This is a genomic window from Nonomuraea monospora (assembly GCF_039531895.1).
GTDB lineage: Bacteria > Actinomycetota > Actinomycetes > Streptosporangiales > Streptosporangiaceae > Nonomuraea > Nonomuraea monospora.
The window spans coordinates 1-26,781 of the sequence record NZ_BAAAQX010000075.1 but is presented as its reverse complement, the minus strand read 5'-3'; the positions used below and the strand labels follow the sequence as shown (position 1 = coordinate 26,781).

Sequence of the window (26,781 nt, the reverse complement as noted above, 5' to 3'; positions counted from 1 at the left end):
GCCAGCGCCCCCGCCGGGGGCGCGGGCCCCGACGGCCGCCTGTACGCGGGCGGCTTCTTCACCGGCGGCCTGGCCGCCTACGACCCGGCCACCGGCGAGTCGGAGTTCTGGCCCGAGGTCGGCCAGAGCGAGGGCATCGTCACCCACAAGGGCAAGCTCTACCTCGGCGTCTACCCGGGCGCCCGCGTCTACGAGTGGACGGGCAGCCAGCCGAAGCTGCTGCTCGACCTCGGCGCCCAGGAGCAGGACCGCCCCTTCGCGATGGTCTCCGCGGGCGACTGGCTGGCGTTCGGCACCGTGCCCAAGGCCGGCACCCACGGCGGCGTGCTCGGCCTGCTCGACCCGGCCACCGGGCGCAGCGTGATCAAGCGGGACATCGTGCCGGGACACAGTGTCATCGGGCTGGCCTACCGCGACGGGATCGTCTACGGCGCCACCTCGGCGTTCGGCGGCACCAGCACGCCGGCGGGGGAGGCGGCGGCGTTCGCGTACGACCTCGCCACGGACACGGTGCTGTGGCGGACCACCCCCGTCGCCGGCGACCTGGCGCTCGGCTCGATCACCTTCGACGACGCGGGGCGGCTGTGGGGGCTGAGCCCGGACAGGCTGTTCGAGCTGGACCCGGCCACCGGGCGGACCGTCAGGTCCGTCCAGCACCAGACCTACCCCTGGGCCGGCGCCACCCAGGTCTGGCTCGACACGCACCTCGTCTTCCACCAGGGCTCCCTGTGGGGCAAGGTGCAGGGCAAGGCGTACCGGATCGATCCGGCGACGATGGCGTTCACCCAGATCGTCCGCCCCGTCTCGAACCTGGCCCTCGGCCCCGACGGGCACCTCTACCTGTCGCGTTACGAGAACTTCTACACCTACCGGATCTGCGCGTGACCCCTCGCGTGCCCCCTCACCAGGGGGCACGCGGTCGCGGGCTAGCGGGTCAGGCGGAACAGCCGGGGCCCCTCGGCGAAGTACACGTCGCCGTTCCCGTGCACGGCGAGGTGCTGCACGGGGCCCTGCCGCAGCTCGGTGTGCCGCCCGGTGCGCGGGTCGAGGGAGAAGACGTCCTGGCCGGCGTGCGCGCCGTACAGCCTGCGGTCGCGCGGGTTGTAGGCGAGCTGCCCGCCGGCGCTCCTGCTGCCGGACAGCGTGACCCGCTCGACCACCTCGCGGGCGGCCGTGCTGACCGCGAACACCTCGCCGCCGGCGATCCCCCACAACCGCCCGCGGGCGTCGAACGTCAGCGCCGGGATCGCGGGCTTGCCCGGAGCGGGGACGATCTCCCACAGCAGCCGGTCCTCCTTCACCGACCAGGCGAACAGCTTGGCCTCCTGCTGCGTCGGCGGCGTGGCCGACTGGCCGCTGTAGATGGACGTGCCGCCGTACAGGACGCCGTCGCGGTAGGCGAGCGAGACGATGCTCTGGTCCTGGACGACGTCGCGCTGCGCGTGCTTGAGCGTCCCGGTGCGCGGGTCCCACACGGCCAGGACGCCGCCGAGGTGGCCCAGGTCGGGCATGGTGCCCGCGGCCAGGTAGCGGCCCGCCGAGACCAGCGCCCGGGGCCTGATCTGCTTGTCGGCGGCGAAGTCGAACAGCCGGGCCGGGTTCGGCTGGTGGCCCGGCTCTGGGCTGGGCGAGTACTCGGTGCTGTTCCACGGCAGCGCGGGGTCGTAGGCGTAGACCCTGGCCTCGGGGTAGGCGCCGATGTAGAGCCTGCCCTGGTGGGCGACCATGGCCTCGCTCTGGGAGAAGGTGTGGAACTCCGTCCGCTGCCCGGTCTCCGGGTCGAGGGCGGCGAAGCCGCCGTTGAGGAAGCCGCCGGCGTACATGCGGTCGTCGGGGCCCTGGGCGAGGGTCGTCACCTCGATGGGCTCGCCCCTGACCGCCGTCTGCACGAACGACCTCGCGCCGGTCTGCGGGTTGTAGCGGAACATCAGGCCGCGCCAGAGCAGCCCGACGACGCTCTTACCCGGGTAGTCGGGCAGGCCCAGCTCGGCCCAGCCGATGCCGCGCGTGTTGGCCACGCGGCCGGTGAACGGCATCCCGGTGCCCGTGACGGCTCCGGTCGCCGGGTCGTAGCGGACCAGCTCGCCGCTCCTGACGAGGTAGACGGCGCCGTCGGCGTCCGGGGGCGAGACGTCCAGGCCGTGGGCGGACTCCAGCGCGCCGGTCCACCGGCCGGCGGCGATGTCCCAGACGCGCAGCGGGCCCGGGCTCGCGCCGCCGTAACGGACGTAGAGGTGGTTCCCGGCGACGTTCACGTCGTAGGCCCACTGGTTCGCCGGGTCCAGGCCTTCGGGCGTGGGGAGCTGCCTGCTCGCGCCGGTGGCCGCGTCGATCTCGAAGACGGCGGCGGGGGCCTCGGTGCCGGCGTAGACCTTGCCGTTCGCGTAGGCGACGCTGCGGACGTAGGAGTGGGCGGGCGAGAGCCTGCCGTAGTCGCGCACGCCGGTCGCCGGGTCGTAGGCGAACAGCCGGCCGCCGGGCGAGGTGCCGCCGTACACGGTGCCGCCCTCGCCGGCGGCCACGGACCAGACGAAGCTCTGCCCGGCCAGGGGCATGCCGAGGTCCTGGACGCCGCCCTGGCCGGTCCAGCGGTAGAGGCGGCCGCCGGAGACGGTGTCGCCGTACGTGCCGACGTACACGCTGCCGTCCTGGGCGGCGTCCACGGCCCATGAGCCTCCGGCGCCCGGCAGGTCGTACCTGGCGACCTCGGCCCCGGTCGCGGGATCGAGGGCGTTGAGGTGGGCGGGGGAGCCCGAGGACGCGCCCCACAGCACCGTCCGCCCTCCGGGGCCGGGCGCCACCACGCCGCCGATCAGCAGCACGTCCTGGAGGGGGACGCCGAGATCCTCCACACGCGGTGCTCCGGCCGCCGCCGGGGTGGCGGCGCCGAGCACGGCGAGGGCGGCGGCCAGGCCGCACGCCACTAAGCGTCTGATTAGGGTCATGACCGAAACCTAAGGACGGGCGAGCTGTGCTGGCAATAGGCAATTACGGCAAAGGAACTAATCCCGGAAATGCGTTCCACGGGGGTCTCTGAGGAGGCGGCGGCGCTGCCGGTTCACCTTTGACCGAACTAGAACGAATCTGATCGGAAATCTTGACCATCTGCGTCCGCCGGTGCTTACTTTGGAGCTTGTCAGGGTCAAAAGCTGTCCGAACCTGATCGGCGCCCTCCGAAAGGACCCCCCGTGCGTAAGCGCCTCGCGTTGCTGCTGGCCGGCTTGATGTCCGTGTTATGGCAGCTTCCGGCACCAGCCTCGGCAGCCCTCCCCGAGCGGAACGGGCTGCGCGGCGACTACTACCTCGCCTCGGCGGCCGGCAAGTTCGACTTCGCCGAGCTCAAGGCGAGCATCATCGACCCGAACCTCGAGATGGCCGACCTGAACCCGACGTTCAAGCTGCTGACAGGGCGGGAGGACGACGTCACCGTCCGGTGGACGGGACAGATCACGGCCGAGTTCTCCGAGACCTACACCTTCTCGATGATCGGCGACAACGGCTTCCGCCTGTGGATCGACGGGCGGCCGGTCATCGACCACTGGGTGGACGACTGGGACAAGGAACAGACCGGCACCCCGATCGCCCTGGAGGCAGGGAAGAAGCACGACATCAAGGTCGAGTACTTCGAGCACTTCGGCGGCGCCAACCTGCGCCTGCGCTGGCAGAGCCCGAGCCAGCCGAAGGCGATCGTGCCCGTGGACGCGCTCACCGTCCCGGCGGACTTCCAGCCGGACGGGCCGTACGACGCCCGGCTGAACGCGGCCGGCGACGTCGCCACGCTCACCTTCGCCAAGCCGCTGGCCGCCCTGCCCGCCGGCGCGCACGAGAAGCTGGCCGTCACGGTCGGCGCCGCCGCCTGGCCCGTCACCTCCGCGACGCAGAAGAGCCCGGAGACCGTGGAGCTCAAGCTGGGAGCCCAGGTCCCGTCGAAGGCGGGCAGCACCGTGCGCACCTCCTACGACGGCAACGGCGGCCTCACCTACGCCGACGGGACCCCGCTGGCCGCCTACCCGTTCGCCCACGTGGTCAACGCCTCCACCTATGTGCTCAAGACCAAGTGGACCGACCAGGTGGACAGGGACAACCCGCTGCCCGAGTACCCCAGGCCGCAGCTCGCCCGCGAACGCTGGCGCAGCCTCAACGGCGTCTGGCAGTTCGCGCCGGCCAAGGAGGGCGAGGCCGCGCCCATCGGCAAGGACCTGGCCGAGCAGATCGTCGTGCCGTACCCGGTGGAGTCGCAGCTGTCCGGCATCGGCCGGCACGAGGAGCGCATGTGGTACCGCAGGACGTTCGAGGTGCCGCGCGCCTGGCGCGGCGAGCGGCTGATGCTGCACCTCGACGCCGTCGACTGGGACGCCACGATCTACGTCAACGGCAAGCAGGTCGCCACCCACAAGGGCGGCTACGACCGGATCAGCGTGGACGTCACCGGCGCGCTCAAGGGCTCCGGCGCGCAGGAGCTGGTCGTCGGCGTCACCGACCCGACCGACAACGGCGCCCAGGCCATCGGCAAGCAGCGGCTCAACCCGGGCGGCATCTGGTACACCTCGGTGTCCGGCATCTGGCAGACCGTCTGGATCGAGCCGGTCGCCAAGGAGCACGTCGAGCGCGTGGACACCGAGCCCGACCTGCGCGGCCAGGCCCTGTACGTGACCGTCCACGGCTCGCCCGCCACCGCCACCGTGATCGCCAGGGACGGCGGCAGGGTCGTCGGCACCGTCCGCGGCGAGACCGGCAAGGAGCTGCGCCTGCCCGTGCCGAACCCCAAGCTCTGGTCGCCCGGCGACCCCCACCTGTACGACCTGGAGGTCAGGCTCAGGAACGACAAGGTGGAGTCGTACTTCGGGATGCGCTCCATCTCCGTCTCCGGCTGGCGCATCCTGCTCAACGGCCAGCCGATCTTCCAGATCGGCCCGCTCGACCAGGGCTTCTGGCCCGACGGCATCTACACCCCGCCCACCGACGAGGCGCTGCGCTACGACCTGGAGCAGACCAAGGCGCTCGGCTTCAACGCCGTCCGCAAGCACGTCAAGGTCGAGTCGGACCGGTGGTACCACCACGCCGACAAGCTCGGCCTGCTGGTCTGGCAGGACATGCCGGCGGCGTTCAGGACCACCGACCGGCCGCAGTACGAGGCGGAGCTGAAGGAGCTGGTGGACCAGCACCGCAGCAGCCCCTCGGTGATCATGTGGGTGCCCTTCAACGAGGGCTGGGGCCAGTACGACCAGGCCCGCATCGCCAACCTGGTCAAGAGCTGGGACCCCTCCCGCCTGGTCAACAACATGAGCGGGATCAACTGCTGCGGCGCCGTGGACGGCGGCAACGGCGACGTCAAGGACTTCCACATCTACCCCGGCCCCGGCAACCCCGGCAAGCCGTCCGGCAGCAGGGCGAACGTCATCGGCGAGTACGGCGGCCTGGCCCTGCCCGTCGTCGGCCACACCTGGTCGGGCGGCGGCTGGGGCTACGCGGTCGAGCCCGACCCCGAGGCCCTCACCACCCGGTACGTGAACATGGCCGAGGAACTGGCGAGGCTGCACGCCTGCGAGCAGCTCAGCGCCGCCATCTACACGCAGACCACCGACGTCGAGACCGAGATCAACGGCCTCATGACGTACGACAGGGCGATCACGAAGCCGGACGTCCAGCGCGTCGCCGCCGCGCACAAGGCGCTCACGAGCGCGATCAACCCCGCCTGTAGCTGATCTCCGCCGAGTCCGGATCTCTCGTGGCCCGGCACCTGATAGGAAAGGAACCGCGATGACCCCCCACATCCGGACGGCAGCCCTGGCGCTGGCCGTCCTCCTCACCGCGGCGGCCTGCGCCAAGGCGGAGGAGCCGCAGGCCGCGCCCGCCGCCACCAGCACCGCCGGGCAGCAGGTCGTCCAGAGCCCCACCGGCTCCGCCGGGCCCACCTGCACGCTCCAGCAGTTCGGCGGCACGAAGTTCGACCTGAAGGCCGCCACGGTCGGCTTCTCCCAGTCGGAGAAGGAGGCCAACCCGTTCCGCATCGCGGAGACCAAGTCGATCAAGGACGAGGCCGCCAAGCTGGGCATCGCCGACCTCAAGGTCACCAACGCCCAGTCGCAGTTCTCCAAGCAGATCACCGACGTGCAGCAGCTCATCGCCCAGGGCGTGCAACTGCTGGTGATCGCGCCGCTCAACTCCGACGGCTGGGAGCCGGTGCTCCAGCAGGCCGCCGCCAAGAAGATCCCGATCATCACGGTCGACCGCAAGATCAACGCCAAGGCGTGCAGCGACTACCTGACGTTCATCGGCTCCGACTTCTACGAGCAGGGCAAGCGCGCCGCCGACCGCATGATCGAGGCCCTCGGCGGCAAGGGCAAGGTGGCCATCCTGCTCGGCGCGCCCGGCAACAACGTCACCACCGAGCGCACGAACGGCTTCAAGGACCGCGTCAAGGAGAAGGCCCCCGAGATCGCCATCTCCTTCGAGCAGACCGGCGAGTTCGCCCGCGAGAAGGGACAGCAGGTCACCGAGCAGCTCATCCAGTCCAACCCCGACATCAACGGCATCTACGCCGAGAACGACGAGATGGCGCTGGGCGCGGTCACCGCGCTGAAGGGCGCGGGCAAGGAACCGGGCGACATCAAGATCGTCTCGGTGGACGGCACCCGCAGCGCCGTCCAGGGCATCGCCGACGGCTGGCTGTACGCGGTCATCGAGTCGAACCCGCGCTTCGGCCCCCTCGCCTTCGAGACCGCCCGGAAGTTCCTCGACGGAGAGGCCATCCCCGACAAGGTGATCATCTCCGACCGGGACTACACCACGGCCAACGCCAAGGACTCCCTCGGTGAGGCGTACTGAGTTGGAACCGGTTCTGGAAGCTCGGGGGATCAGCAGGCGCTTCCCCGGCGTGCTCGCCCTCGACGACGTGTCCCTCGCCCTCCACCCGGGCGAGGTGCACGCGCTGGTCGGCGAGAACGGCGCGGGCAAGTCCACCCTGATCAAGGTCTTCACCGGCGTCTACCAGCCGGACGGCGGCGAGCTGCGCTACCGCGGCGGCCCCGCCGCCTTCGGCACCCCCATGGAGGCGCAGCGCGCCGGCATCTCCACCATCTACCAGGAGGTCAACCTCGTCCCCATGATGTCGGTGGCCCGCAACCTGCTGCTCGGCCGCGAGCCGCGCGGCCGGTTCGGGGTGATCGACGCCGCCGCCATGTACGGCGAGGCCGAGCGCGTGCTGTCCGGGTACGGCGTCGAGACCGACGTCCGGCGGCCGCTGCGGACCCTCGGGGTGGGCGCCCAGCAGATGGTCGCCCTGGCGCGGGCCGTGTCGGTGGACGCGCGGGTCGTCATCATGGACGAGCCCACCTCGTCGCTGGAGCCGCGCGAGGTGGAGACGCTGTTCGGGGTGATCAGGAAGCTGCGCGACGACGGCATCGCCGTCATGTACGTCAGCCACCGCCTCGACGAGCTGTACCAGGTGTGCGACCGGGTGACGGTGCTGCGGGACGGCCGCCTGGCGCACACCGGGCCGCTGGCGGGGCTGGAGCGGATCGAGCTGATCTCCCTCATGCTCGGCCGCGACCTGAACGAGGTGCGCACCCAGGGGCTGACCAGCTTCTCCCGGGGCTCCGCCGCGAACGGGCGCGCCCCGGCCGTCGAGGCGCGCGGCCTGACCAGGCGGCACGTGCTCGACGGCGTGGACGTCAGCGTCAGGCCGGGCGAGGTCGTCGGCCTGGGCGGCCTGCTGGGCGCGGGACGTACCGAGACGGCCAAGGCCATCGTCGGCGCGCTGCCACTGGACGGCGGGCAGGTGCTCGTGGCCGGCGCGCCGCTGCGCGGCGGCTCCACCGCGGCGGCCATCAGGGCCGGAGTCAGCCTGCTGCCCGAGGACCGCAAGGCCGAGGGCATCATCCCCACCCTGTCCGTGCGCGAGAACATCGCCCTGGCCGCGCTGCCCGCCCTCGGCAGGGCCGGGGTGGTGTCCGAGGCGAAGATCGACCGGGTGGTCGAGATCTTCATGCGGAGGCTGAGGATCAAGGCCGCCTCGCCGCACCAGCTCGTCTCCGAGCTGTCCGGCGGCAACCAGCAGAAGGTGCTGCTGGCCCGCTGGCTGGCCGTCCGGCCCAAGGTGCTGCTGCTGGACGAGCCCACCCGCGGCATCGACGTCGGCGCCAAGGCCGAGGTGCAGGCGCTGATCGACGAGCTGGCCGGGGAGGGGCTCGGCGTGCTGCTGATCTCCTCCGACCTGGAGGAGCTGGTCGAGGGCGCCGACAGGATCCTCGTGCTGCGGGAGGGCGCGGTCGTGGGCGAGCTGTCGGGCGACGAGGTGACCGAGGAGAGGATCATGGCCACGATCGCGGAGCAGACGAATGGCTGAGCTGACCTCCCGTCAGGGTGGCGGGCGCGTCGCCCTCCTCAAGCCGCAGGTGTTCGCCTGGGTGCAGGACTACGGCGTGTACGCGGCCGTCCTGGCGCTGCTGCTGTTCAACGTGCTGTTCACCCCGCACTTCCTGGACGCCGCCAACTTCCGCACCCAGCTCGTCCAGGTCACCCCCATCGTGATCGTCTCGCTGGGCATGGCGCTGGTCATCGGCACCCAGGGCATCGACCTGTCGGTCGGCTCGGTGATGGCGCTGGCCGCCGCGCTGACCGTGCTCTACCTCGGGTACGGCTGGCTGCCCGCCCTCGTCGTGGCCGTGATCGGCGGGGCGGTGGTGGGGGCCGCGGGCGGGGCGCTGGTCGCCTACGTCGGGGTGCAGCCCATCGTGGCGACGCTCGCGCTGCTCGTCGGCGTGCGCGGCCTGGCCAACGTGCTGGTGCCGCAGCTCGTCGAGTTCCGCAACCCCGGCCTGATCGCGCTGGGCAGCAGCTCCGTCGCAGGGGTCCCGGTGATCGTGCTCATCGCGGCGGCGCTGACGGTGATCGTGCTGTTCGTGGTGCGGCGCACCACGTTCGGCCGGCAGGTGGTCGCGATCGGCGGCAACCGGTCGGCCAGCGAGCTGTCGGGGCTGCCCGTGAAGCGGGTGCTGCTCACCGTGTACGTCATCTCCGGCCTGCTCGCGGCCCTGGCCGGGGTGCTGGCGACCGCTCGCCTCCAGGCCAGCGACCCGACCTCGCTCGGCCTGTTCATCGAGCTGTCGGCGATCACCGCCGTCGTGGTCGGCGGCACCCCGCTGACGGGCGGCCGGATCAGGGTGCTCAGCACGGTCATGGGCGCGCTGCTCATGCAGCTCCTCGCGGCCACGCTGATCAAGCACAACCTCCCGCAGTCGTGGACCCAGATGGTCCAGGCGGTCATCATCCTGGCCGCCGTCTACGCCACCAGGAAGCGGGGCACCCGATGAACCGCGAACAGACCAGCCGCCTGCTCCAGCAGCACGGCGCCGTCATGGTGCTGGGGCTGCTGGTGGTCGTGGGCAGCCTGGCCTTCGACTCCTTCGCCACCCCTGCCAACGCCGCCAGCGTGGTCGTGTCGTCGTCGTTCCTGGCGATCATCGCGATCGGGATGACGTTCGTGATCATCAGCGGCGGCATCGACCTGTCCGTGGGGTCGCTGTTCGTGCTCGGCGGCGTGCTCGCGGCCTACGGCTCCCAGTACGGGCTGCTGGTGGCGCTGCTGCTGCCCCTGGCGGTGTGCGGCGTCGTCGGGCTGCTGCAGGGGCTGGTGATCGCGCGGACCGGGATGGCGCCGTTCATCGTCACGCTGGCGGGCCTGCTGGGCGTCCGCGGGCTGATGCTCGCCATCTCGGACGAAGGCGCCACCACCTATCTCGTGAAAAATCAGGCCTTCGCCGCTCTTGGCCAGGGTGAGGTGCTCGGCCTGTCCTACCCCGTCTACGTCACCATCGGCCTGGCGCTGATCGCGATGGTCCTCCTGCAGCGCACCGGCTTCGGGCAGAACGTCTACGCCATCGGCGGCAACGAGCAGGCGGCGGCCCTCATGGGGGTGCCCGTCGTGCGGACCAAGGTGTACGTGTACGTCATGTCGGGGCTGCTGGCCGGGCTGGCGGGCGCGCTCAACGCCGCCCGGCTCTCGTCCGGGGTGACGATTCTGGGGATCGGGCTGGAACTCGACGCCATCGCCGCCGTGGTGATCGGCGGCACGCTGCTCACCGGCGGCGCGGGCGGGATCAGCGGGTCGGTCGCCGGGGTGCTGCTGCTGGGGGTGATCCAGAGCCTGATCAACCAGGTGGGCAGCCTCACCTCGGCGTTCCAGCAGGTGGTCAGCGGGGTGTTCCTGGCGCTGGTGGTGGTGGCGCAGCGGCTGCTGAGCAAGGCCCAGCGGCTCACCTGAGGGGGTTCAACGGACCCGGCCGCGTGGCTTGAGTCGCGTGCCGGGCAGGACGGGCGCGGGCAGCGGCGCCCCATCGAAGCCCTCGACGACGCCGAACCCTCCGCCCTCCATCCACTCCTTACGGAAGGCGGCGATCTCGTCGTGGGATCGCCCCACGAAGTTCCACCACATGACGAGCTCCTCACCGAACGGCTCCCCGCCGATCAGCATCACCCGCCCGCGCCCCGACAACCGCACCCCGCCCAGGCCCGGCGGCAGGTACACCAGCGGCCCCCGCTCCACCTCCGCCACCTCGCCGTCGAGCAGCAGCAGCCCGTGCTCGAACGCCGGATCCACCGGCACCTCGCAGTCGCCGTCCACCACGACCTCCGCGCCGACGAGCGGCGTGTAGGCAGTGGCGGGCGAGGTCACCCCGCCGAGCGTCCCCATGACGACGGTCGCCGAGAAGCCGGGCCCGGACAGCACCGGCAGCGACGGGTGGTGCTCGAAGCCCGGCTCGACGCCCCGCGACGCATCCGGCAGCGCCACCCAGAGCTGCACGCCGTGCAGCACCGTCTCGGGCGACTCCTCGGAGTGGGAGATGCCGCGCCCGGCCGTCATCAGGTTGAGCTGGCCGGGGCGGATCTCCTGCAGCGTGCCGAGGCTGTCGCGGTGCAGCACCTCGCCCTCGACCAGCCAGCTCACCGTCTGCAGCCCGGTGTGCGGGTGGGGCGGCACCCGCATGGTGGAGCGCTGCGGCCCGTAGGCGTCCACGAAGCACCAGGCGCCGATCATGCGCCGGTGCACGCCGGGCAGCGTCCTGCTGACGGCCATCGCGCGCGGCCCGCCCAGCGGCACGTCCCGCCCTTCCAGCACCTCGCGGCCGTTGATCTCAGCGCCGCCGCAGCGGATCTCCCGCGGGTCAAGCTCCAGGTTGCTCACGGCAGAACTGTACGTCCCCGTCCCGTCAGTGCAGCATCTCCCACCAGCCCTCGACGGTCGGGGCCGCCGACACGTCCACGGCCTCGCCCGGCCGGGGCACGGCGATCCGCACGTCGCGGGCCTTGGCCTCCCGCCACAGCCGGTCCACCGGCTCCGCCCACGGGTGCAGCGCGAGCGTGAACGTGGCCCAGTGCACCGGCAGCAGCAGCTTCCCGCCCAGGTCGAGGTGGGCGTTGACGGCCTCCTCCGGGTTCATGTGGACGTCGGGCCAGGCCGGGCTGTAGGCGCCGATCGGCATCAGCGTCAGGTCGAACGGCCCGTGCGCCGACCCGATGCCGCGGTACCCCTCGAAGTAGCCGGAGTCGCCCGCGTAGAAGACCCGCCTGTTCCGGCCCGCGACGACCCAGGAGCCCCACAGGGTGTCGTTGCGGGCGAAGGTGCGGCCGGAGAAGTGGCGGGCGGCCGTCGCGACGAAGCGCAGCCCGGCGACCTGCGCCTCCTCGTCCCAGTCCAGCTCGATGATCCGGTACGCGGGCACGCCCCACCGCTCCAGGTGCGCCCCGATGCCCAGCGGCACCAGGAACGGCGCCTTCTGCGTGCGGGTCAGCGAGCGGATCGTGGCCAGGTCGAGGTGGTCGTAGTGGTCGTGGGAGATCGCGATCGCGTCCACCTCGGGCAGCTCGCCCAGCTCCACCGGCACGGGGTGGTGCCGCTTGGGGCCGACGAGCTGCGAGGGGGAGGGGCGCCTGCTCCACACCGGGTCGAACAGCACGCGCTTGCCCTCGATCTCGACCAGCGTGGAGGCGTGGCCGTACCAGACGGCCCGGACGCCGTCGGCGGGCGGCGGGTCGGTCGGCGGGACGCGCAGCGGGACGAGGCCGGCGGGGCGGCGCTGCTCCTTGTCCTTGGCCAGCTCGCCGAGCACGCCGACCGGCGGCCTGCTCACGAGGGTGGTCTGCTCGGGCATCGTGTTCACGAACGCGCCGTCCCTGAACTGCGGCGAGCGCCGTATCCGCGCCGCCCGGTCCGGCCCCGACGTCAGCGGCCGCACGCCCAGCTCGGCGGGCACCTCACGCAGCGCCCATCCGGCCGCGGCGAGGGCCGCGCCGCCCACCAGGATCCGCCGTGCCGTCCGCATTCTTGCCATCGCCCACACTCCCCTGGAATGTTCGTCTGTCCCGCTCCAACCGGACGGGACTCCCCGGTGTTCCCCTATGTACGATATATCGCGATAGGTCAGACTGTTTTGATCGCCCCACCGTCCATGACGTAGTCCGCGCCGGTCACGCTTCCGGCATGCGGAGATGCCAGCCATGTCACCAGAGCGGCGACCTCGTCCGGTTCGATGAACCTACCGGTCGTCATTCCGACGTTCGCAGGCAGCCCCGCCAGGAACTGCTCGTGATCCACCCCGTACGCCCGCGCCGCCGCGGCGCCGTAACCGTCGGGGGCCTGCCACATCGCGGTCAGCACCGCGCCGGGGGAGACGGTGTTGACCCGCACCCCCTGCGGGCCGAACTCCTCGGCCAGCGCCTTGCCGAACGCGGTCAGCGCCGCCTTGGCCGTCGCGTACGCGATCGGGCCCGCGCCGGGCACCCTGGCGCTGTTGGAGGAGATGTTGACCACCGTGCCGCCCCGCCGCAGCAGGCTCGGCATGGCGGCGCGGGTGGCGCGGACGGAGCTGAGCAGGTTGAGGTCGTGGACCTCGCGCCACACCTCGTCGCCCACCGTCAGGAACCCGCCCACCAGATCCGTCGCCGAGTCACCGCCGCCCACGTTGTTGACCAGCACGTCGATCCCGCCCAGCTCCGCCACGGCCTGCTCGATCACCCTGCTGGGCCCGTCGGCGGTGGACAGGTCGGCCGTCACCACGACGGCGCCGGTCTCCTTCAGCTCGGGGGTGGCCGTCCGCGCGGCGGCCACCACGCGCATGCCCTCGGCACGCAGCGCCCGCACGATGGCGAGCCCGATGCCCCTGCTCGCTCCGGTCACCACGGCGGTCTTGCCGGTTAGTCGCATGTCCATGGTTGTTCTCCCAATCGCATCATCGTTGATGCGGTCAATCTAGAACTTGCAACACCGATGACGCAAGTTCGGATGTAACAGGGACGATGCCGTACCCTGTGTGCTGTGACTGAGACGACGCGCCCGCTGCGCTCCGACGCCGAACGGACCGTGCGCACGATCCTGGAGGCGGCCGAACGCGTCCTCAGCAGGAACCCGGCGGCCAGCATGGAGCAGATCGCCGAGGCGGCCGGGGTCGCGCGCACCACCGTGCACCGGCGCTTCGCCTCCCGCGAGGCGCTGGTGGACGCGATGGCGGCCTGGGCCACCCGGCGCTTCGCCGAAGCCATCGACGCCGCCCGGCCCGACACCGCGCCGCCGCTGGTCGCGCTCTACCAGGCGACCGCGAACGTGCTGCGGGTCAAGCTCGACTGGGGGTTCGCGATGAGCCGGGCGTTGTCGGACGATCCCGAGGTGGCCAGGGTGCACGCCGACGTGGACGTGCGGTGCGAGCGGCTGTTCAGGCGGGCGCAGGAGGCGGGGGTGCTGCGGGGGGACGTGGATCCGCTGTGGGCCAGGCGGGTTTACTACGCGCTGTGCCATGAGGCGAGCCAGGAACGTGACGGCGACCCTGAGGCCCTGGCCACCCGGGTGGTGGACACGTTGCTGCGGGGGGTCGGTGCGGGGCCGGGCCTGGCCTGATCCCTGCCGCGAACGCCCGCGCTTTGGCCTGGCCCGCCTGCGTCCAACGCCCGCTTGCGGCTCTCGGTTTGGCCGTCTGCGTCCGACGCCTGCTCGCGGCTCTCGGCCTGGCCCGCCTGCGGCCAGCGTCTGCTTGCGGCTAACGTCCGTCCGGGCGGCGGTGCGGGAACGGCCACGGGTTCGGACGACAGCGGCCCAGCGACTTCGACTGCTGCACCATGACCGGCGCGGGCCGCCCGGGGCCCGGGCAACTGCGGTGGTGGTGCCCCAGACCGTGGCCGACCTCGTGGCTGATCAGGTACCGGCGGTAGGCCGCCAGGTCGCCGCCGTACTGCGGGACGCCCTCCGCCCAGCGCAACGCGTTGATCACCGACCGGCGGCCGTTCCAGCACGACAGCTCACCGCCCGTGCGCAGCGGCAGGCACTGGCGGATGGTCAGGCGGGGGCTCGACAACGCGACGCGCACCCGTACCGGCCCGTGATCCACCCGCTGGAAACGACCCCAGCCGCGTACGTCGTTCAGCGTGCGGTGCACCTCTGCCGCGAACTCCGCCGGATCGAACGGCAGGCCGCGCTCCACCTCGACGAGATACCGCATCACCCGGCCCCGCCCCGGCCTCGCGGGCGCGCCACCCCTCACGACCGCGTACCGTCCGGAGGCCGACTGCGGGACCCGCACCTTCTCCGGGGCCGGTGCGATGGGCTTCGGCGGCGGCGCGGTCTTGGGAGGCGGCGGCGGTGGCGCGGGCGCGGGTGCGGGCGGGGCGGAGGCGCATCCGGCGGCTGCCACGAGCAGGAGCAGGAGCAACGCGAGCAACGGCAAGGCGGCCTCCCCACATCGTCACGGTGGGGAGGTATCCGATGCTACGTTGCCGCTTGTCCTGCTTGAGGGGCCGGGGTGCCCAAAGTCCGATTTAGGGCGAGCGCATGAGGGGTGCCGTCAGTCAGCGGCTCCACGCGGACGTGTGAGACGTGCCGCCGATCAGCGGCTCCATGTGGACGTGTAAGGCGTGCTGCCGATCAGCGGCTTCACTCTGCCGATCGGCGGCCTCACGCGGGCGCGTACGGTGTGATGTCGATCGGCGGTGTCTCGCCGAGGGCGAGCGCCGCGGCGATCTCGCCCGTGAACGGCCCCGCCGTCAGCCCGTACGCGCTCAGCCCCGTCGCCACCACCACCCGATCGGTCAACCGCCCGATCAGAGCCCGGCCCGGCGCGTACACGGGCCGCAGCCCGACCCTGGCCTCCGTCACCGTCGCGTTGAACAGCCCCGGCGCCACCCGCAGCCCCGCCTCGATCACCTCGTCCAGCCCGCCCATCGTGACGCGCGGCGAGAACCCCACGTCCTCGACCGTCGCGCCGACCACCACCCGCGAGTCGGGGAACCCCAGCAGGTACGGCCCCACCCTGGGCAGGATGATCGGCCACCACGCGGTGTCCACGCCCTCCATGGTGGCGTGCAGGATCTGGCCGCGCCTGGGGAAGACCGGCAGCTCCACCCCCAGCGGCCGGCACACCTCCCCGGTCCACGCCCCGGCGGCCACGATCACCATGTCGGCCTCGACCGGAACACCCTCACCCGCCAGCCGCAGCGCCTCCATACTCGCGGGCGCGGCAGGCGCGTGCGCGCGGGCGGCGGCCAGCGGCGTGGCCAGCGGGGCCGCCATCGGGGCGGCCTGCCGCCACGACCCGTACTCGCCTTCATCCGCCCGACCGGCGATCCCACCTTCGTCCACCCGACCGGCGGACGCGTTGCCGCCCGCCGGATCGGCGAACCCGCCCTCGTTCACCTGACCGGCGAACGCGTCCCCATCCCCCGGTCCGGCGAACGCGCCCGTGCCCGCCGGACCGCCGGACTGGCCCTCGTCCGCCTGACTGCCCGCCACGGCCGGGCTCCTCCGGGTGCCGTTCGCCGCGTCCGCCTGGTGAAGCAGCACCTGGCCGTCCGGGGTCAGCGCGGCGATGCCCGTACGAACCACTGCGCCCCGCGCCACGCACGCCCGCAGCAGCGCGTCCCGCACCGAGCAGCCGTCCACCCGCGCCGCGCCCGGCACGAGCAGCGCGCTCAGGTTGTCCGACAGCGGCGGGAACAGCTCGGTCGGCGTGTCCACGTCCACGACGTCGCCCATCTCGGGCGCGCCGGCGTGGCGGCGGCGCAGCAGCGTGCGCACCGGCTCCAGGTCCACTGGGTCCTCGGCCACCAGCAGGGCGCCCACCTTGGCGTACCCGATGTCCTCGCCCAGCTCCTCCACCAGCGCCGGGTAGGCGCGGGCGCCCTCGCGGGTCAGGCGGTACCAGTCGTCGTCCTCCGGATGGTCCACCCACGGGCACACGATGCCCGCGCCCGCCTGGGTCGCCCCGCCCTGGCAGCCGGCGTCCACCACGGTCACCGACACGCCACGGCGGCTCAGGTGGTAGGCCGCGCCGGCCCCCACGATGCCGCTCCCGATCACCACTACACGCATGGTCACAATGATCGCAGCCGGGCTGACCTGGGCCGACGACCGGATCCTGCACTTGCCGAGCGGTATACCCGGTCACGGTCTTCTCGCTGCCTGGGACAGGGTGGCGATCATGACTGTCCGGCTTGCGGGCGTGGGGTCTAGTCTCAGCGCATGGACGTCGCCGTCACGAGGATCGAGCTGCCGCGCCCCGTCCGGGCGGCCGCGTCCGACGGGTCGACCGTCTGGTGTGTGGCGGACGACGGTGTACGCGTGTACACGCCGTCGGGCCGTCCCCTGGAGGGCGGCACGGCACGCGGCGCGCTGGGCGGCGGGGCGAGTGGCGCGCTGGGCGGTGCCAGGCAGGGTGCGACCATGCCGGAGTGGCTGTCCCTGGCGGCCGTACCGGGAACGGTGGCCGGGATCGGGCCGGTGCCGGGCACGCTGGCGGAGACCGTCCTGGTGCCCAGGGCGTTCGCCGGCCCACCGGCCCCGGACCCGCTCCCGACCGGCACACTGGCGGGCGCCACCGGCGACCACGTCCACTGGCTGGACCCGTCCGGCACCGAGACCGCGAGCGCACGCTTCACGGGCCGGGTCGTCGCGGGCGGCGGCGCGATCTGGGCCGTCGGCGACGGCGTGGCGCGCAGGCTGGCCGAGCCCGGCGTCCTCGGCGAGCCGCTGGAACTGCCCGCGCTGGACGCGTGCGCGGTGGAGGGCGACCGGCTGTGGTGGACGTCGAAACGCGACGACGTGCTGCGCGGCGGCCCCAAGGAGGTGGAGCTCGGACGGCGCAGGCGCGGCGCCATGGCCGTGTGCGCCGGATCGTTATGGATCAGCGTGACGGGCGGGCTGCTGCGGGTGTCGGCGTGGTCCGGCGAGCCGGGGCGGTTCGTGCGGGCCCCCGAGGGGCCGGTGCCGTTCCTGGTGTGCGCGAACGGCGTGCTGGTGGGCGGCGTCCGCGACCTGTTCGCGCTCGCCCCCGCCGCGGGCGCCGCGCTGCGCCCGATCGGCCTGGCTCTGGACGCGCCGCCCGCGCTGATGATCGCCGCGGGCCGGCACGTCTGGGTCTTTCCCGAGGGGCTGTCGGGCGCCCTCATCGTGACCCCCGGTTAGGGGATCTTGTACTCCTGCGCCGTCCCGCAGTAGCTGATCCCGATCGGCGAGTTGCTGAACCGGCACACCTGCACGACCACCCGGTCGATGCTCAGCAGCCCGTTGGACAGCTCGAAGGCGAACTTGACCTGCTCGTTGTCCGCCTTGTACGTCTCGGAGTCCACGAGGTCGGCGCCCCGGTAACCCGCGATCGTGACCGTGGAGTGGAGGTTGTCGGGGAAGCAGATGGTCGGGAGCGCCTCGTCGGACAGTAAGCCTTCCACGTTGACGACGGGATGGATGACCGGCCCGTCGTACCGTTCGAGCGTGCCTTCCGCGACCCCGCGGCGGCACGTGTCACCCGAGTCCGCGGCGAACTTCACGGCCTCGGCGGCCATGGCGGGCGAGGCGGTCAGCAGCCCGGCGGCGAGCACGGCACTCATCGTCAACCCTGCGAGCAGACGCACGGCGGCACCTTCCGTTGTGTGAGGGAATCCGATCACCCATCCTGGACGGCGCCCGTCCCGCTGCCTGTGCCCGCGGTTACACCGGGCTCCACACGACCGCCAGGAAACGGCGGCCGCCGCCGGCCCGTCCCGAGATCACACACATCCCGGCGCACGACTCCGCCACGCCCGCGAACACCGTCACCTGCGGCGCCTCCTCCGCCACGCCCGCGAACACCGTCACCTGCGGCGCCTCCTCCGCCACGCCCGTGAGCACCGTCACTTGCGGCGCTTCCTCCGGCATGCCGGTGAACACCGCTACCTGCGGCGCTTCCTCCGCCGGGCCCCTGAATACCGTCACCTGCGGCGTTTCCTCCGCCGGGCCTGGCCGCAGCAGGGCGGCGTGGATGCCGCGCAGCTCGGCCGAAGGGTCGGTGCCCAGCTCGTCGGCAAGGCGGCGGCGCAGCCGCTCGTACAGGGCCAATGCCTCAGCCTGCCGTCCACTCCTGCCGAGCACCACGAGCAGGCGCCCCCACAACGACTCCCGCAGCGGATGACGCGCGGCCAGGCCGAGCAGCTCCGCGACCAGCTCGCCGTGACGGCCCTCGGCCAGCCCCAGATCGACCCGCCGCTCCACGGCGCTCAGGTGCAGCTCGTACAGCGTCGGCGAGACGGTCGCGCGCAGCCACTCCGACTCGACACCCTCGAACGGCGCGCCACGCCACAGGCGGCCCGCCTCCTCCACCAGGGGCCGCTCCGCCGCCGTCCCACGCCTCCTGCCCGCCTCGGCCGCCAGCGTACGGAAGCGCACCACGTCCACCTGGCCGGGCGCGACGTCCAGCAGATAACCGTCCGGCGTCGTGCGGATCGCCGCACGGCCGATCGCCCGGCGCAGTCTAGCGACGTACGTCTGGACGCTGCGCCGCGCGTTGGCCGGCAGTTCCTCGCCCCACAGGGCCCGCGCCAGCCGCTCCACGGTCACCGCGTCGCCCGCGAACACCGCCAGCACGGCCAGCAGCGCCCGCAGCCTGCCGGTGGTCAGCCGGACCTGCGCCCCGTCCCGCCGCACCTCCAGCGGTCCCAGTAACGCGATGCTCAGACCTCCTCCGTCCATGCGTTCACTGTCGCGGCGCGGTCGCGGCGAGGCATCCGCCGCTCGGCGCTCACTCCACTACACCCCGCGCCGTAGCAAGGGCGTCTTCAGAACCGGCCCTGTGGAGTACGTGGTCACGGGGACGCAGTCGTACGCCGCGGCCAGGGCTTCGGGGATGCGGTCGTGCGGCCGAGTCGGGACTACGGCGAGCTGGCCGTGCGGCGCGGCCAGGCTTACGGGGACGCGGTCGTGTGGCGGGCCGCGATGCCGTCGAGCACCAGGCCGAGCTTGCGCGCCAAGTGCTCGCGCGGCGCCCCGACGACCGCCAGCACAGCCTCCTCAACCGGAAACCCCAACCCGACCAGCCCCTGAACGAGCTGCTCGAACCGGCGGCCCGCCACGCCCGCCAGACCGGCCGCCCCCTCCGGCACCAGCCCGGCGTAACGGGTCAGCAGGTGCAGCCGGATGCCGGCCTCCTCCTCCAGGTACGCCCGCCACCCCCGCTCCGGCGAGGGCAACGGCGTCGCCGCGAGCACCGTCTCGACGGCGGCGGCCACCAGGTCGTCGAGGCTGTCGATGTAGCAGTAGAGACTCGCGGGCGCAGCGGCGACCGCGCCGATGGACACCTGCTCGATGCCGAGTTCGACGGCCGCCTTGACGATCTTCTCCCGGCTGAGCCTGGGCTCGGGGCCCGGACGGGGGACGGCTCGTCGGGTGCTTTCTGGCAGCACTCGCCGAGCCTAACGCGGCAACCGGCGGGGGATCGGGGGATTCGCGACGGCGCTGTACGAGCGCCGCCTCGCCTGACTCGGCGCGGGACGACGAGCGCCGCTTCGCCTGACTCGGCGCGGCACGCCGAGCACCGCCCCGGTCGGGCCCTGCGCTGACGCCGGCCGCCGAGTGACGGCCGGGCTCCACACTGGGCGTGGTGCCCTCTCCGCACACGAGGCGTTGCGCTTTGCCCGCGCCCGAGGGCGGCATCCTGCCCGCGCCCCGAGCACAGCACCCTTTCCCGCACACCGGGCGGGGCGCTCTGCCCGCGCACCGGACGTGGTGCCCTGCCCGCGCCCGAGCGTGGCGTCCTGCCCCGCACCAGATGTGGCATCCTGCGCGCACACCGGGCGGGGCGCTCTGCCCGCGCACCAGACGCGACGCCCTCCCCACGCACCAGACGTGGCCTCCTGCCGGCACACCGAGCGTGGCGTCCTGCCCTCGCCATGCCCGTGCACCGGCCGCGGCGTCCTGCCCTCGCACCGGACGCGACGCCACACCCGTGCACCGGGCGGCGCGGCCCCGCGGCCCGCAAGCGCATCAAGCAGGCGTACCAACCCCCATACTCTCCCTCAGCTGCGGCGACAGGAACGACGCCCGCGGCCCCGCCAGCGCCGCGTCCATCCGCTCCGACTGCCCCGTTGTGAACATGTACATGGACGCGTCCTCCACATAGTCCATGTAATTCATGAACATGTCCCCATGAGGCGCGTTGTCACAGCTCACCTTGGGAAAGGTAGGCGTGCCCCGATTGTGCCCGCCCTGATTGGGAGTGTCGTCGACGAAGTCGCTCCCCGAGCACCCGTCACCATCATCCCCCCAGATGTGCCGCAGGTTGAACCAGTGCCCGATCTCGTGGGTCGCGGTACGCCCGCCGTCGTACGGCGCCTCGGCCGTCCCGGTCGTACCGAACGCGCGGTGCAGGATCACGACCCCGTCGATCTCGGCGGGCCCGCCGGGGAACGTGGCGTACCCGAGGGCGTTGTTCAGCTCGCACACCCACACGTTCAGGTAGCGGTCGGCGGGCCAGGCGTCCGACCCGCCCCGGTCGCCGAGCTTGACCCCGTGGTCGGCGTCGAACGACTCGACGCTGGTCTCCTTCCGTACGACGCCGTTGGTGGGGTTGCCGTCGGGGTCGGTGTCGGCCAGCTTGAACTCCAGCCGCGCGTCCGCCACGAGGTCACGCCACACCTCGGGCACCTTGTCCACGTCGGGGTTGGCCCGCCGGAAGTCCTCGTTCAGCACCTTGAGCTGGCTGTCGATCTGCTCCTGGGTGATGTCCTGCTCGGGGGTGTGGTGCACGACGTGGACCACGATGGGGATCGTCACCACCTCCTCCCTGGCCGCGGCTCTGGCGTTCTTCCTGGCGAACGTCTCGTTCTCGATGGCGGCCAGCGCGACCGCGTAGCGCGGGGACGTGGCGATGAGCTGGTGGTGCACGGGCATGGTGGCGCAGCGGGCGTCATTGGGCACGGGGGCTCCCTTTCGAATGGCCGCGGGGGGCGTACGCCGGAGGGATCGGGGGACGCCGCGCCACCCCGCTGGGGATGTTTGGCTTTCTGCACCCTTACCCCGGCACGTAGTCACTCAATCACTAGGAGTGACGACTTGAACCTCCCGCCACGGTAGGTCCTACCGTCATACCCGTGACTCCCAACGACCACGGCGAGCGCCGGTGGAGCATCGGTGAGCTGGCCAAAGCCACCGGCGTGACCATCCGCACGCTCTACCACTACGAGGAGATCGGCCTGGTCCCGGCCGGCGAGCGCACCATGTCGGGCCATCGCCGATACACCGAGGCCGACCTGCGCCGCCTCTACCGCGTGCGGGCGCTGCGCGGGCTCGGCCTGACCCTGGAGGAGATCGGCCGCGTCCTCGACCGCTCGTCCGACGACCTCGGCGCGCTGCGCGCGCTGCTCGCCGCCCAGCTCGCCGAGCTCGACCTGCAGGCCGTCCGCATCGAGCAGCTCAGAGAACGGATCGGCGGCTTGATGACGATGCTCGACCAGGCCATCATGCCCGACCCCGAACGCGTCATGGCCGCCCTCGAGCTGCACTCCGTCTACGAGTCGTACTTCGACCAGGAGCTGCGCGACCACCTGGCGCGCCGCAGGGCGGAGCTCGGCCAGGGCCGCATGGACGACTACCGCACCGAGATGCTCACCCTGCTGCGCGAGGCCCGCCGCCTCATGCTGGCCGACACCCCGGTCGACGACCCGCAGGTGCAGGAGGTGGCCACGCGCTGGGAGGCCATGACGACCAGCCTCCAGGTGGGCGACCAGGAGGTCGACGAGCAGCTCAAGGACGCCGGCATGGCGCTGTGGCGCAGGGCCGGCCCCCAGCTCAGCGCGGAGATGAGCCGCCAGATCGACTGGCTGGAGGCCGACGACCTGCCCGCCCTCATGGAGTACTTCCAGCGCGCCAGACAGACACCCGACGCCCCCTGACCGCGCGACGATCGCCAAGGAGCAAGCAATGAGCATGACGTATCCCGCCGCTCCCGCGCGGCCGGAGCGGAACGAGGTCGGCGGGCTGGTGTTCGACGACCCCTACGAGTGGCTGGAGGACGACGACGGCGACGGCGTGGCCGCCTGGCAACGGGCCCAGAACGAGCTGGCCCGCTCCTACGTACACGCCTGGCCGCACCACGACCGCCTGGCCGCCCGCGTCGGGGAGCTGGTCGAGCAGATGGACGCCCGCAACCTCGTGGTGCCGGTCCGCCACGGGCCGCGCTGGTTCCGCGGGCGCATCCCCGGCGGGCGCGACCTCATGGTGCTGGAGGTGGCCGACGAGGTCACCGGGCCCTGGCGTACGGTGATCGACCTCAACGAGCTGTCCGAGGGCGGCATTCCGCTGCGCATCAGCCCGCAGCCGTCACCTGACGGGCGGCTGCTGGCGTACTCGCTGGACGCGTCCGGCCGGGAGCTGCCCGAGCTCAAGGTGATCGAGATCGACACGGGGAAGGTGCTGCTGGACGGCGTCCCGCAACAACGACCCGGCTTGGTGGCTTGGCTGCCTGACGCCACTGGATTTTTCTACATGGCCAACGCCGAACCCGACCCCGCCGACCAGGAACCCAGGGCCGTCGCGGGGCGTGCTGCCGGGACGGGCTCGGGCCAGGAGGGCGGCGTGAGGCGTGCGGCGGGGGCGGACCCTGCCCAAGAAGCCGGTGCAAGCGCAGTCGGAGAAACCGGCGTGAGGCGTGAGGCCAGGGCGGCCTTCGTCCAAGAAACCGATGCGAGGTCCGGCCAGGACGCCAGCGCGGGCTCTGGCCAGGACGCCAGCGCGGGCTCAGGCCAGGACGCCAGCGCGGGCCCAGGCCAGGACGCCAGCGCGGGCTCAGGCCGGGACGCCAGCGGGGGCTCTCGCAAGGAAACCGGCGCGGGCCAGGCAGCCAGGCCCGGCGCGGCGGCTCGGATGCCCCTGCGATGGCGGCTGTTCTTCCACCGCATCGGCCAACCCCCACCCACCGCCCCCGAGCCCCTGAACATCCCCCACATGTACGCCATCCCCAAGCTTTCCCGTGACGGCCGATGGGCCGTCCTCCAGGTCGACCACCTGCGCCCCCGCCCCCACTTCCTGGCCCGCCTCAACGAGCCCACAACCCCGGACGAACCGTCCTGGCAGTGGCGCGAGTTCATCACCGACACCGAGCACCTCTACAAGGGCGTGCTCGTCGGCGACTCCTACGTGGCCGTCACCACGGCGGGCGCCCCCCGAGGCCGCCTGGTCCGCATCCCCCTGGACAGCCCCGGCGACCCGGACACCTGGACGGAGCTCATCCCGGGCGGCGACGCCGTCCTGACCGGCGTCACGCTGGCAGGCGACCGGCTGGTGCTCGGCGAGCTGGTCGACACCGTCTCCCGCATCCGCATCCTCGACCTCGACGGCAAGGAGCTCGGCGAGGTGCCGCTCCCCGGCCCGGGCTCGGTGAGCTCCGTCGCCCAGGGCGTCGTCGCCCTCGGCGTGATGGACCAGGTCATCGGCTGCGAGGACGCCATCACCTTCGCCTACACCTCCTACACCCAGTCCCCGACGGTCTACCACTACGCCCTCGCCACCGGCGTCCTGACCAAACTCCAGGGCGCGGGCCACACCCTCCCGGGGCTGGTCACCACCCGCGTCTGGGCCACCTCGGCCGACGGCACCCGGGTCCCCTGCACCCTCGTCCACCGCGCCGACCTCGACCGCTCACGCCCGCAGCCCACACTCATCCACGCCTACGGCGGCTTCAACATCGCCGAGCTCTCCTCCTACCTGGGGCCGCTGGCGGCCTTCGTCGAGGCAGGCGGCGTCTACGCGCACGCCCACGTGCGCGGCGGCGGCGAGTTCGGCCTGCAGTGGTGGGAGGCCGGCCGCCTGCACGCCAAGCAGAACAGCTTCAACGACCTGTACGCCATCGCCGAGCAACTCATCACCGACGGCATCACCACCCCCGGCCGCCTGGCCGTCCAGGGCGCCTCCAACGGCGGCCTCCTCGCGGGCGTGGCAGTCACCCAGCGTCCCGACCTCTGGCGAGCGGCGGTCTGCAGCGCTCCGAAACTCGACCTGATGCGCGTCACCCGCGACCCACTCGGCACCGCCGCGACCCTGCCCGAATACGGCAACCCGAACGACCCCGCCGACGCCCCCGTGCTCATGGCCTACTCGCCGTACCACCACGTCCGCCCCGGCACCCCGTACCCGGCCATCCTCCTGGACGCGGGCGCCAACGACCCCCGCTGCCCCGCCTGGCACTCCCGCAAATTCGCCGCCCGCACCCAGTCCGCGACGACCTCCTCGCACCCCGTGCTGTTAAGGGTGTGGGAGGGGGCGGGGCACGGCGGGGCGAGCTGGAGCACGATCGTGGAGCAGCAGACGTACTGGCTGGCGTTCGTCATGCGCGAACTGAACCTCGCCCCACTCCCCGTCTGACGCCCCGACCTCCCCCCACCACCTCACGACCCGACCTCGCCAACACCTGACGCTCAGACCTCCCGGCCACCACCTCACGCTCCGACCTCTTGGGCACCACCTGACGTCCCGTCCCCTCACCGCTTCCAATGCTCTACCGTACGGCCGTGAGCGCCACCCGACCCGCGGCGCGGACCGGCCACCGACAAGACCGCGAAGGAAGCACCGAGTGAACCACCAGTGCATGCGCCCTGCCTCCACGAGCCACAGCCCGTGGCAATGCCCAGAATGCGGCGCCTTATGGGAGCCCCTCCCACCGGAACCGACTACGGTCCCGCGCCCCGAACCGCAAGGGCCCCGCATCAGCAGGAACGGTGTCGTGGTCGTGCTGTCCATCGCCGCGGGGGCGGTGTGCCTCGTCGCGGCGGCGATCTCGACGGAGGCGCTCACCATCGCCATGTGCGCCGTCATCCTGGTCGCCTTGATCTACTCGTACCGTCTCAACAACCGGGAGTGAGCCCGGGGCGCAGGCCCGGATCTGAGTAAGGACTACTCATGCCCGAGCCCGGGGACCGGCCGTATCACTGGAGGACCCAACCAGAAGGGGTCCTCATGAGCGACCTTTCGCCATTCGTCAGCGGCCGGGCCAAGCGCACCACCGGGGCCAAGCGCACCACCGGGGCCACGCGCACCAGGGGGGCCAGGCGCACCACCCGGCTCCTCGCGACCGCGGCCACGGCGGGCGCCATCACGTGCGGCCTTCCCGCCCTCACCACCCCGGCCCACGCCTCGGTGCACGGCACGGCCCACGCCACAGCGCACGGCACGGCCCACGCCTCGGTGTCGGGCACGGCCCGCGCTTCGGCCCATGCCACGACGCACGGCGCCGCCCCTGCCGTAGCACGCGCCAAGGTGGGCACCTCGGGACATGGCACAGCGCATGCCACGGGGCTCGACACGGCGGACGTCTCGGCACTCGGCTCGGCGCAGGGTGCGGCGCTCGGCGTGGCGGGCGCCTCGGCTCAGGCGAGGATCGGGTGTGACGTCGCGGCGGCGTACTACGACACGGCCCCGCAGAGCGGCAACATCGCCATGGTGCGCCAGGCGGTGCTCTGCCTCATCGACGCCGAGCGCGCCAAGGCCGGGCTCCGTCCGCTCACCCGCAACAACGCCCTGGACACGGCCGCGCAGTCGCACGCCGACGCCGCGGCGCGGCTGAAGTGGTGGCGGCCGGGCGCGAACTCGCACACCAACCCGCAGACCGGCTCCACCCCCGGCAGCCGCATCACCGCCGCCGGCTACTGCCCGAACCCGCTGTCATGGGCCTACGCGGAGACCACGTACACCGGGTGGGGCGGGTCCGGAACGCCGAGGGCCGCCGTGCGCTGGTGGGTGTATGTCAGCACGTACGGGCACCGGCAGATCGTGCTCAGCCCGACCATGGCCGACGTCGGTGTGGGCGCGGCGGCGGGAGCTGCTGACCCGGCGGGCGCGGCGGCGAGTGGTGGCGGCACGTTCGTGGTCGATTTCGGACGCTGCCAGAGGTAGTGCCGGTTCGCCACATGCGTTCGGAGTGTGGTGTCACGGCTCGCGTTCGCAGGAGCGTGCGTGAGTGGGTGGGTGGCGCTGGACCGTTGACCGGACCACCCGCCGAGTAGACCGCCCCGTTGAGGAGCACCGCGAAACAACCGAGCAGGAATGGCGCGACCTGCAGCAGCACTTCGAGCTGCGCAGGGGCTCCCCGGCACCTGCGGAACGGCCCTGCGGAAGTCCGTGCAAGCACGGGACATCCGCTGCCCTGTTCTGCAGGTCGCCCCCCATCAAGCGCCTCGCCTTGGGGAGATCATCCTCAACCTGCGCGACCGCACCACTGGGGGCCCGTGTGCACGGCTGGCTCGGCGAGGTCGAGGGACTTCGAACCAGCCTCGAGGCTGCCAAGACCAAGCGCGCCAGCCTCAACCGGATCCCCGCCGACGGCCGCGCGCCTGGTCGCCCGCGGCATGCCACCGACAGGAGAACTTGCCCAACGGAACCTGTCAATTTGATCAAGGCAGTTGAGCTGGGCTAATTCTGTGTCGTCTTCTCTGTGGCGTCCTTCGGTTCGTTGGTCTTGGGCTTGTTGATCCAGGCGGGGCCGGGCAGGTCGGGCGGGG

At 72.3% G+C, this 26,781-nt stretch carries 22 protein-coding genes; 12 read left to right on the top strand and 10 right to left on the bottom strand.

Going from position 1 to position 26,781, the window contains the following annotated elements; all coding sequences use genetic code 11:
* The coding region (locus tag ABD331_RS59670) for an NHL repeat-containing protein (RefSeq protein ID WP_486348516.1) at window positions 1–885 on the top strand (885 nt) is incomplete at its 5' end.
* A 41-nt stretch (window positions 886–926) separates the two neighbouring features.
* Here ABD331_RS59670 and ABD331_RS59665 read toward each other — a convergent pair.
* Window positions 927–2,945 carry a PQQ-binding-like beta-propeller repeat protein gene (locus ABD331_RS59665; protein ID WP_344496336.1) on the bottom strand — a complete coding sequence of 673 codons (2,019 nt, stop codon included), beginning with the start codon at window positions 2,943–2,945 and terminating at the stop codon, window positions 927–929.
* 243 nt (window positions 2,946–3,188) lie between these two features.
* On the opposite strand from ABD331_RS59665, the gene ABD331_RS59660 reads away from it, so the two are divergent.
* Genes ABD331_RS59660 through ABD331_RS59640 form a run of 5 tightly spaced genes read left to right on the top strand, consistent with a single transcriptional unit; the run spans window position 3,189 to window position 10,264 of the window.
* On the top strand, window positions 3,189–5,705 hold the full coding sequence (locus ABD331_RS59660; protein WP_344496334.1) for a PA14 domain-containing protein: 2,517 nt from the start codon (window positions 3,189–3,191) through the stop codon (window positions 5,703–5,705).
* A 55-nt stretch (window positions 5,706–5,760) separates the two neighbouring features.
* Window positions 5,761–6,828, top strand: a complete 1,068-nt coding sequence (locus tag ABD331_RS59655) for an ABC transporter substrate-binding protein (RefSeq protein WP_344496333.1) — start codon at window positions 5,761–5,763, stop codon at window positions 6,826–6,828.
* Complete coding sequence (locus ABD331_RS59650) at window positions 6,815–8,347, top strand: sugar ABC transporter ATP-binding protein (RefSeq protein WP_344496331.1); 1,533 nt, start codon at window positions 6,815–6,817, stop codon at window positions 8,345–8,347. The genes ABD331_RS59655 and ABD331_RS59650 overlap by 14 nt, the downstream gene beginning before the upstream one ends.
* The gene (locus ABD331_RS59645; RefSeq protein WP_344496329.1) at window positions 8,340–9,314 is read left to right on the top strand and encodes an ABC transporter permease; all 975 of its coding nucleotides are present in this window, start codon (window positions 8,340–8,342) and stop codon (window positions 9,312–9,314) included. The genes ABD331_RS59650 and ABD331_RS59645 overlap by 8 nt, the downstream gene beginning before the upstream one ends.
* On the top strand, window positions 9,311–10,264 hold the full coding sequence (locus tag ABD331_RS59640) for an ABC transporter permease (RefSeq protein ID WP_344496327.1): 954 nt from the start codon (window positions 9,311–9,313) through the stop codon (window positions 10,262–10,264). The genes ABD331_RS59645 and ABD331_RS59640 overlap by 4 nt, the downstream gene beginning before the upstream one ends.
* Before the next feature lie 6 nt (window positions 10,265–10,270).
* Here the strand turns inward: ABD331_RS59640 and ABD331_RS59635 are convergent, their stop codons facing one another.
* The 3 genes from ABD331_RS59635 to ABD331_RS59625 form a co-directional block, all read right to left on the bottom strand.
* Entirely contained in the window at window positions 10,271–11,185 is a 915-nt protein-coding gene (locus ABD331_RS59635; protein WP_344496325.1) for a pirin family protein, read from the bottom strand.
* Between the two features lie 25 nt (window positions 11,186–11,210).
* Window positions 11,211–12,332: an MBL fold metallo-hydrolase gene (locus tag ABD331_RS59630; protein WP_344496323.1), complete on the bottom strand. Its 1,122-nt coding sequence runs from the start codon at window positions 12,330–12,332 to the stop codon at window positions 11,211–11,213.
* Between the two features lie 89 nt (window positions 12,333–12,421).
* Window positions 12,422–13,210 (bottom strand): SDR family NAD(P)-dependent oxidoreductase, encoded by a 789-nt coding sequence (locus ABD331_RS59625; protein WP_344496321.1) that lies wholly within the window; start codon window positions 13,208–13,210, stop codon window positions 12,422–12,424.
* A gap of 105 nt (window positions 13,211–13,315) precedes the next feature.
* On the opposite strand from ABD331_RS59625, the gene ABD331_RS59620 reads away from it, so the two are divergent.
* Complete coding sequence (locus ABD331_RS59620) at window positions 13,316–13,891, top strand: TetR/AcrR family transcriptional regulator (protein WP_344496319.1); 576 nt, start codon at window positions 13,316–13,318, stop codon at window positions 13,889–13,891.
* A 139-nt stretch (window positions 13,892–14,030) separates the two neighbouring features.
* Here ABD331_RS59620 and ABD331_RS59615 read toward each other — a convergent pair whose 3' ends face one another.
* Both ABD331_RS59615 and ABD331_RS59610 read right to left on the bottom strand, forming a co-directional pair.
* Window positions 14,031–14,714, bottom strand: coding sequence for a DUF3152 domain-containing protein (locus ABD331_RS59615; protein WP_344496317.1), 684 nt, complete (start codon window positions 14,712–14,714; stop codon window positions 14,031–14,033).
* Window positions 14,715–14,941: 227 nt separating this feature from the next.
* Window positions 14,942–16,354, bottom strand: coding sequence for an NAD(P)/FAD-dependent oxidoreductase (locus ABD331_RS59610; protein WP_344496315.1), 1,413 nt, complete (start codon window positions 16,352–16,354; stop codon window positions 14,942–14,944).
* A gap of 150 nt (window positions 16,355–16,504) precedes the next feature.
* Between ABD331_RS59610 and ABD331_RS59605 the strand changes: the two genes are divergently transcribed.
* The gene (locus ABD331_RS59605; RefSeq protein WP_344496313.1) at window positions 16,505–17,446 is read left to right on the top strand and encodes a hypothetical protein; all 942 of its coding nucleotides are present in this window, start codon (window positions 16,505–16,507) and stop codon (window positions 17,444–17,446) included.
* Here the strand turns inward: ABD331_RS59605 and ABD331_RS59600 are convergent.
* The 4 genes from ABD331_RS59600 to ABD331_RS59585 form a co-directional block, all read right to left on the bottom strand.
* Window positions 17,443–17,892, bottom strand: a complete 450-nt coding sequence (locus ABD331_RS59600; protein WP_344496311.1) for a hypothetical protein — start codon at window positions 17,890–17,892, stop codon at window positions 17,443–17,445. The two genes, ABD331_RS59605 and ABD331_RS59600, sit on opposite strands and share 4 nt — an antisense overlap.
* A 76-nt stretch (window positions 17,893–17,968) precedes the next feature.
* The gene (locus ABD331_RS59595) at window positions 17,969–18,985 is read right to left on the bottom strand and encodes an AfsR/SARP family transcriptional regulator (protein ID WP_344496309.1); all 1,017 of its coding nucleotides are present in this window, start codon (window positions 18,983–18,985) and stop codon (window positions 17,969–17,971) included.
* A gap of 212 nt (window positions 18,986–19,197) precedes the next feature.
* A complete protein-coding gene (locus ABD331_RS59590; RefSeq protein ID WP_344496307.1) occupies window positions 19,198–19,695 on the bottom strand; it encodes a hypothetical protein in 498 nt (165 codons plus the stop codon).
* Between the two features lie 580 nt (window positions 19,696–20,275).
* Window positions 20,276–21,208 (bottom strand): zinc metalloprotease, encoded by a 933-nt coding sequence (locus ABD331_RS59585; RefSeq protein ID WP_344496305.1) that lies wholly within the window; start codon window positions 21,206–21,208, stop codon window positions 20,276–20,278.
* Window positions 21,209–21,381: 173 nt separating this feature from the next.
* Here ABD331_RS59585 and ABD331_RS59580 point away from each other — a divergent pair, with 173 nt between their 5' ends.
* The 4 genes from ABD331_RS59580 (at window position 21,382) to ABD331_RS59565 (ending at window position 26,176) form a co-directional block, all read left to right on the top strand.
* Entirely contained in the window at window positions 21,382–22,182 is an 801-nt protein-coding gene (locus tag ABD331_RS59580) for a MerR family transcriptional regulator (protein ID WP_344496303.1), read from the top strand.
* 28 nt (window positions 22,183–22,210) lie between these two features.
* Window positions 22,211–24,649 carry a prolyl oligopeptidase family serine peptidase gene (locus ABD331_RS59575; protein ID WP_344496301.1) on the top strand — a complete coding sequence of 813 codons (2,439 nt, stop codon included), beginning with the start codon at window positions 22,211–22,213 and terminating at the stop codon, window positions 24,647–24,649.
* A gap of 364 nt (window positions 24,650–25,013) precedes the next feature.
* On the top strand, window positions 25,014–25,145 hold the full coding sequence (locus tag ABD331_RS59570; protein WP_344496299.1) for a hypothetical protein: 132 nt from the start codon (window positions 25,014–25,016) through the stop codon (window positions 25,143–25,145).
* A gap of 95 nt (window positions 25,146–25,240) precedes the next feature.
* On the top strand, window positions 25,241–26,176 hold the full coding sequence (locus tag ABD331_RS59565) for a CAP domain-containing protein (protein ID WP_344496297.1): 936 nt from the start codon (window positions 25,241–25,243) through the stop codon (window positions 26,174–26,176).
* The last annotated feature ends 605 nt before the right edge of the window (window positions 26,177–26,781 follow it).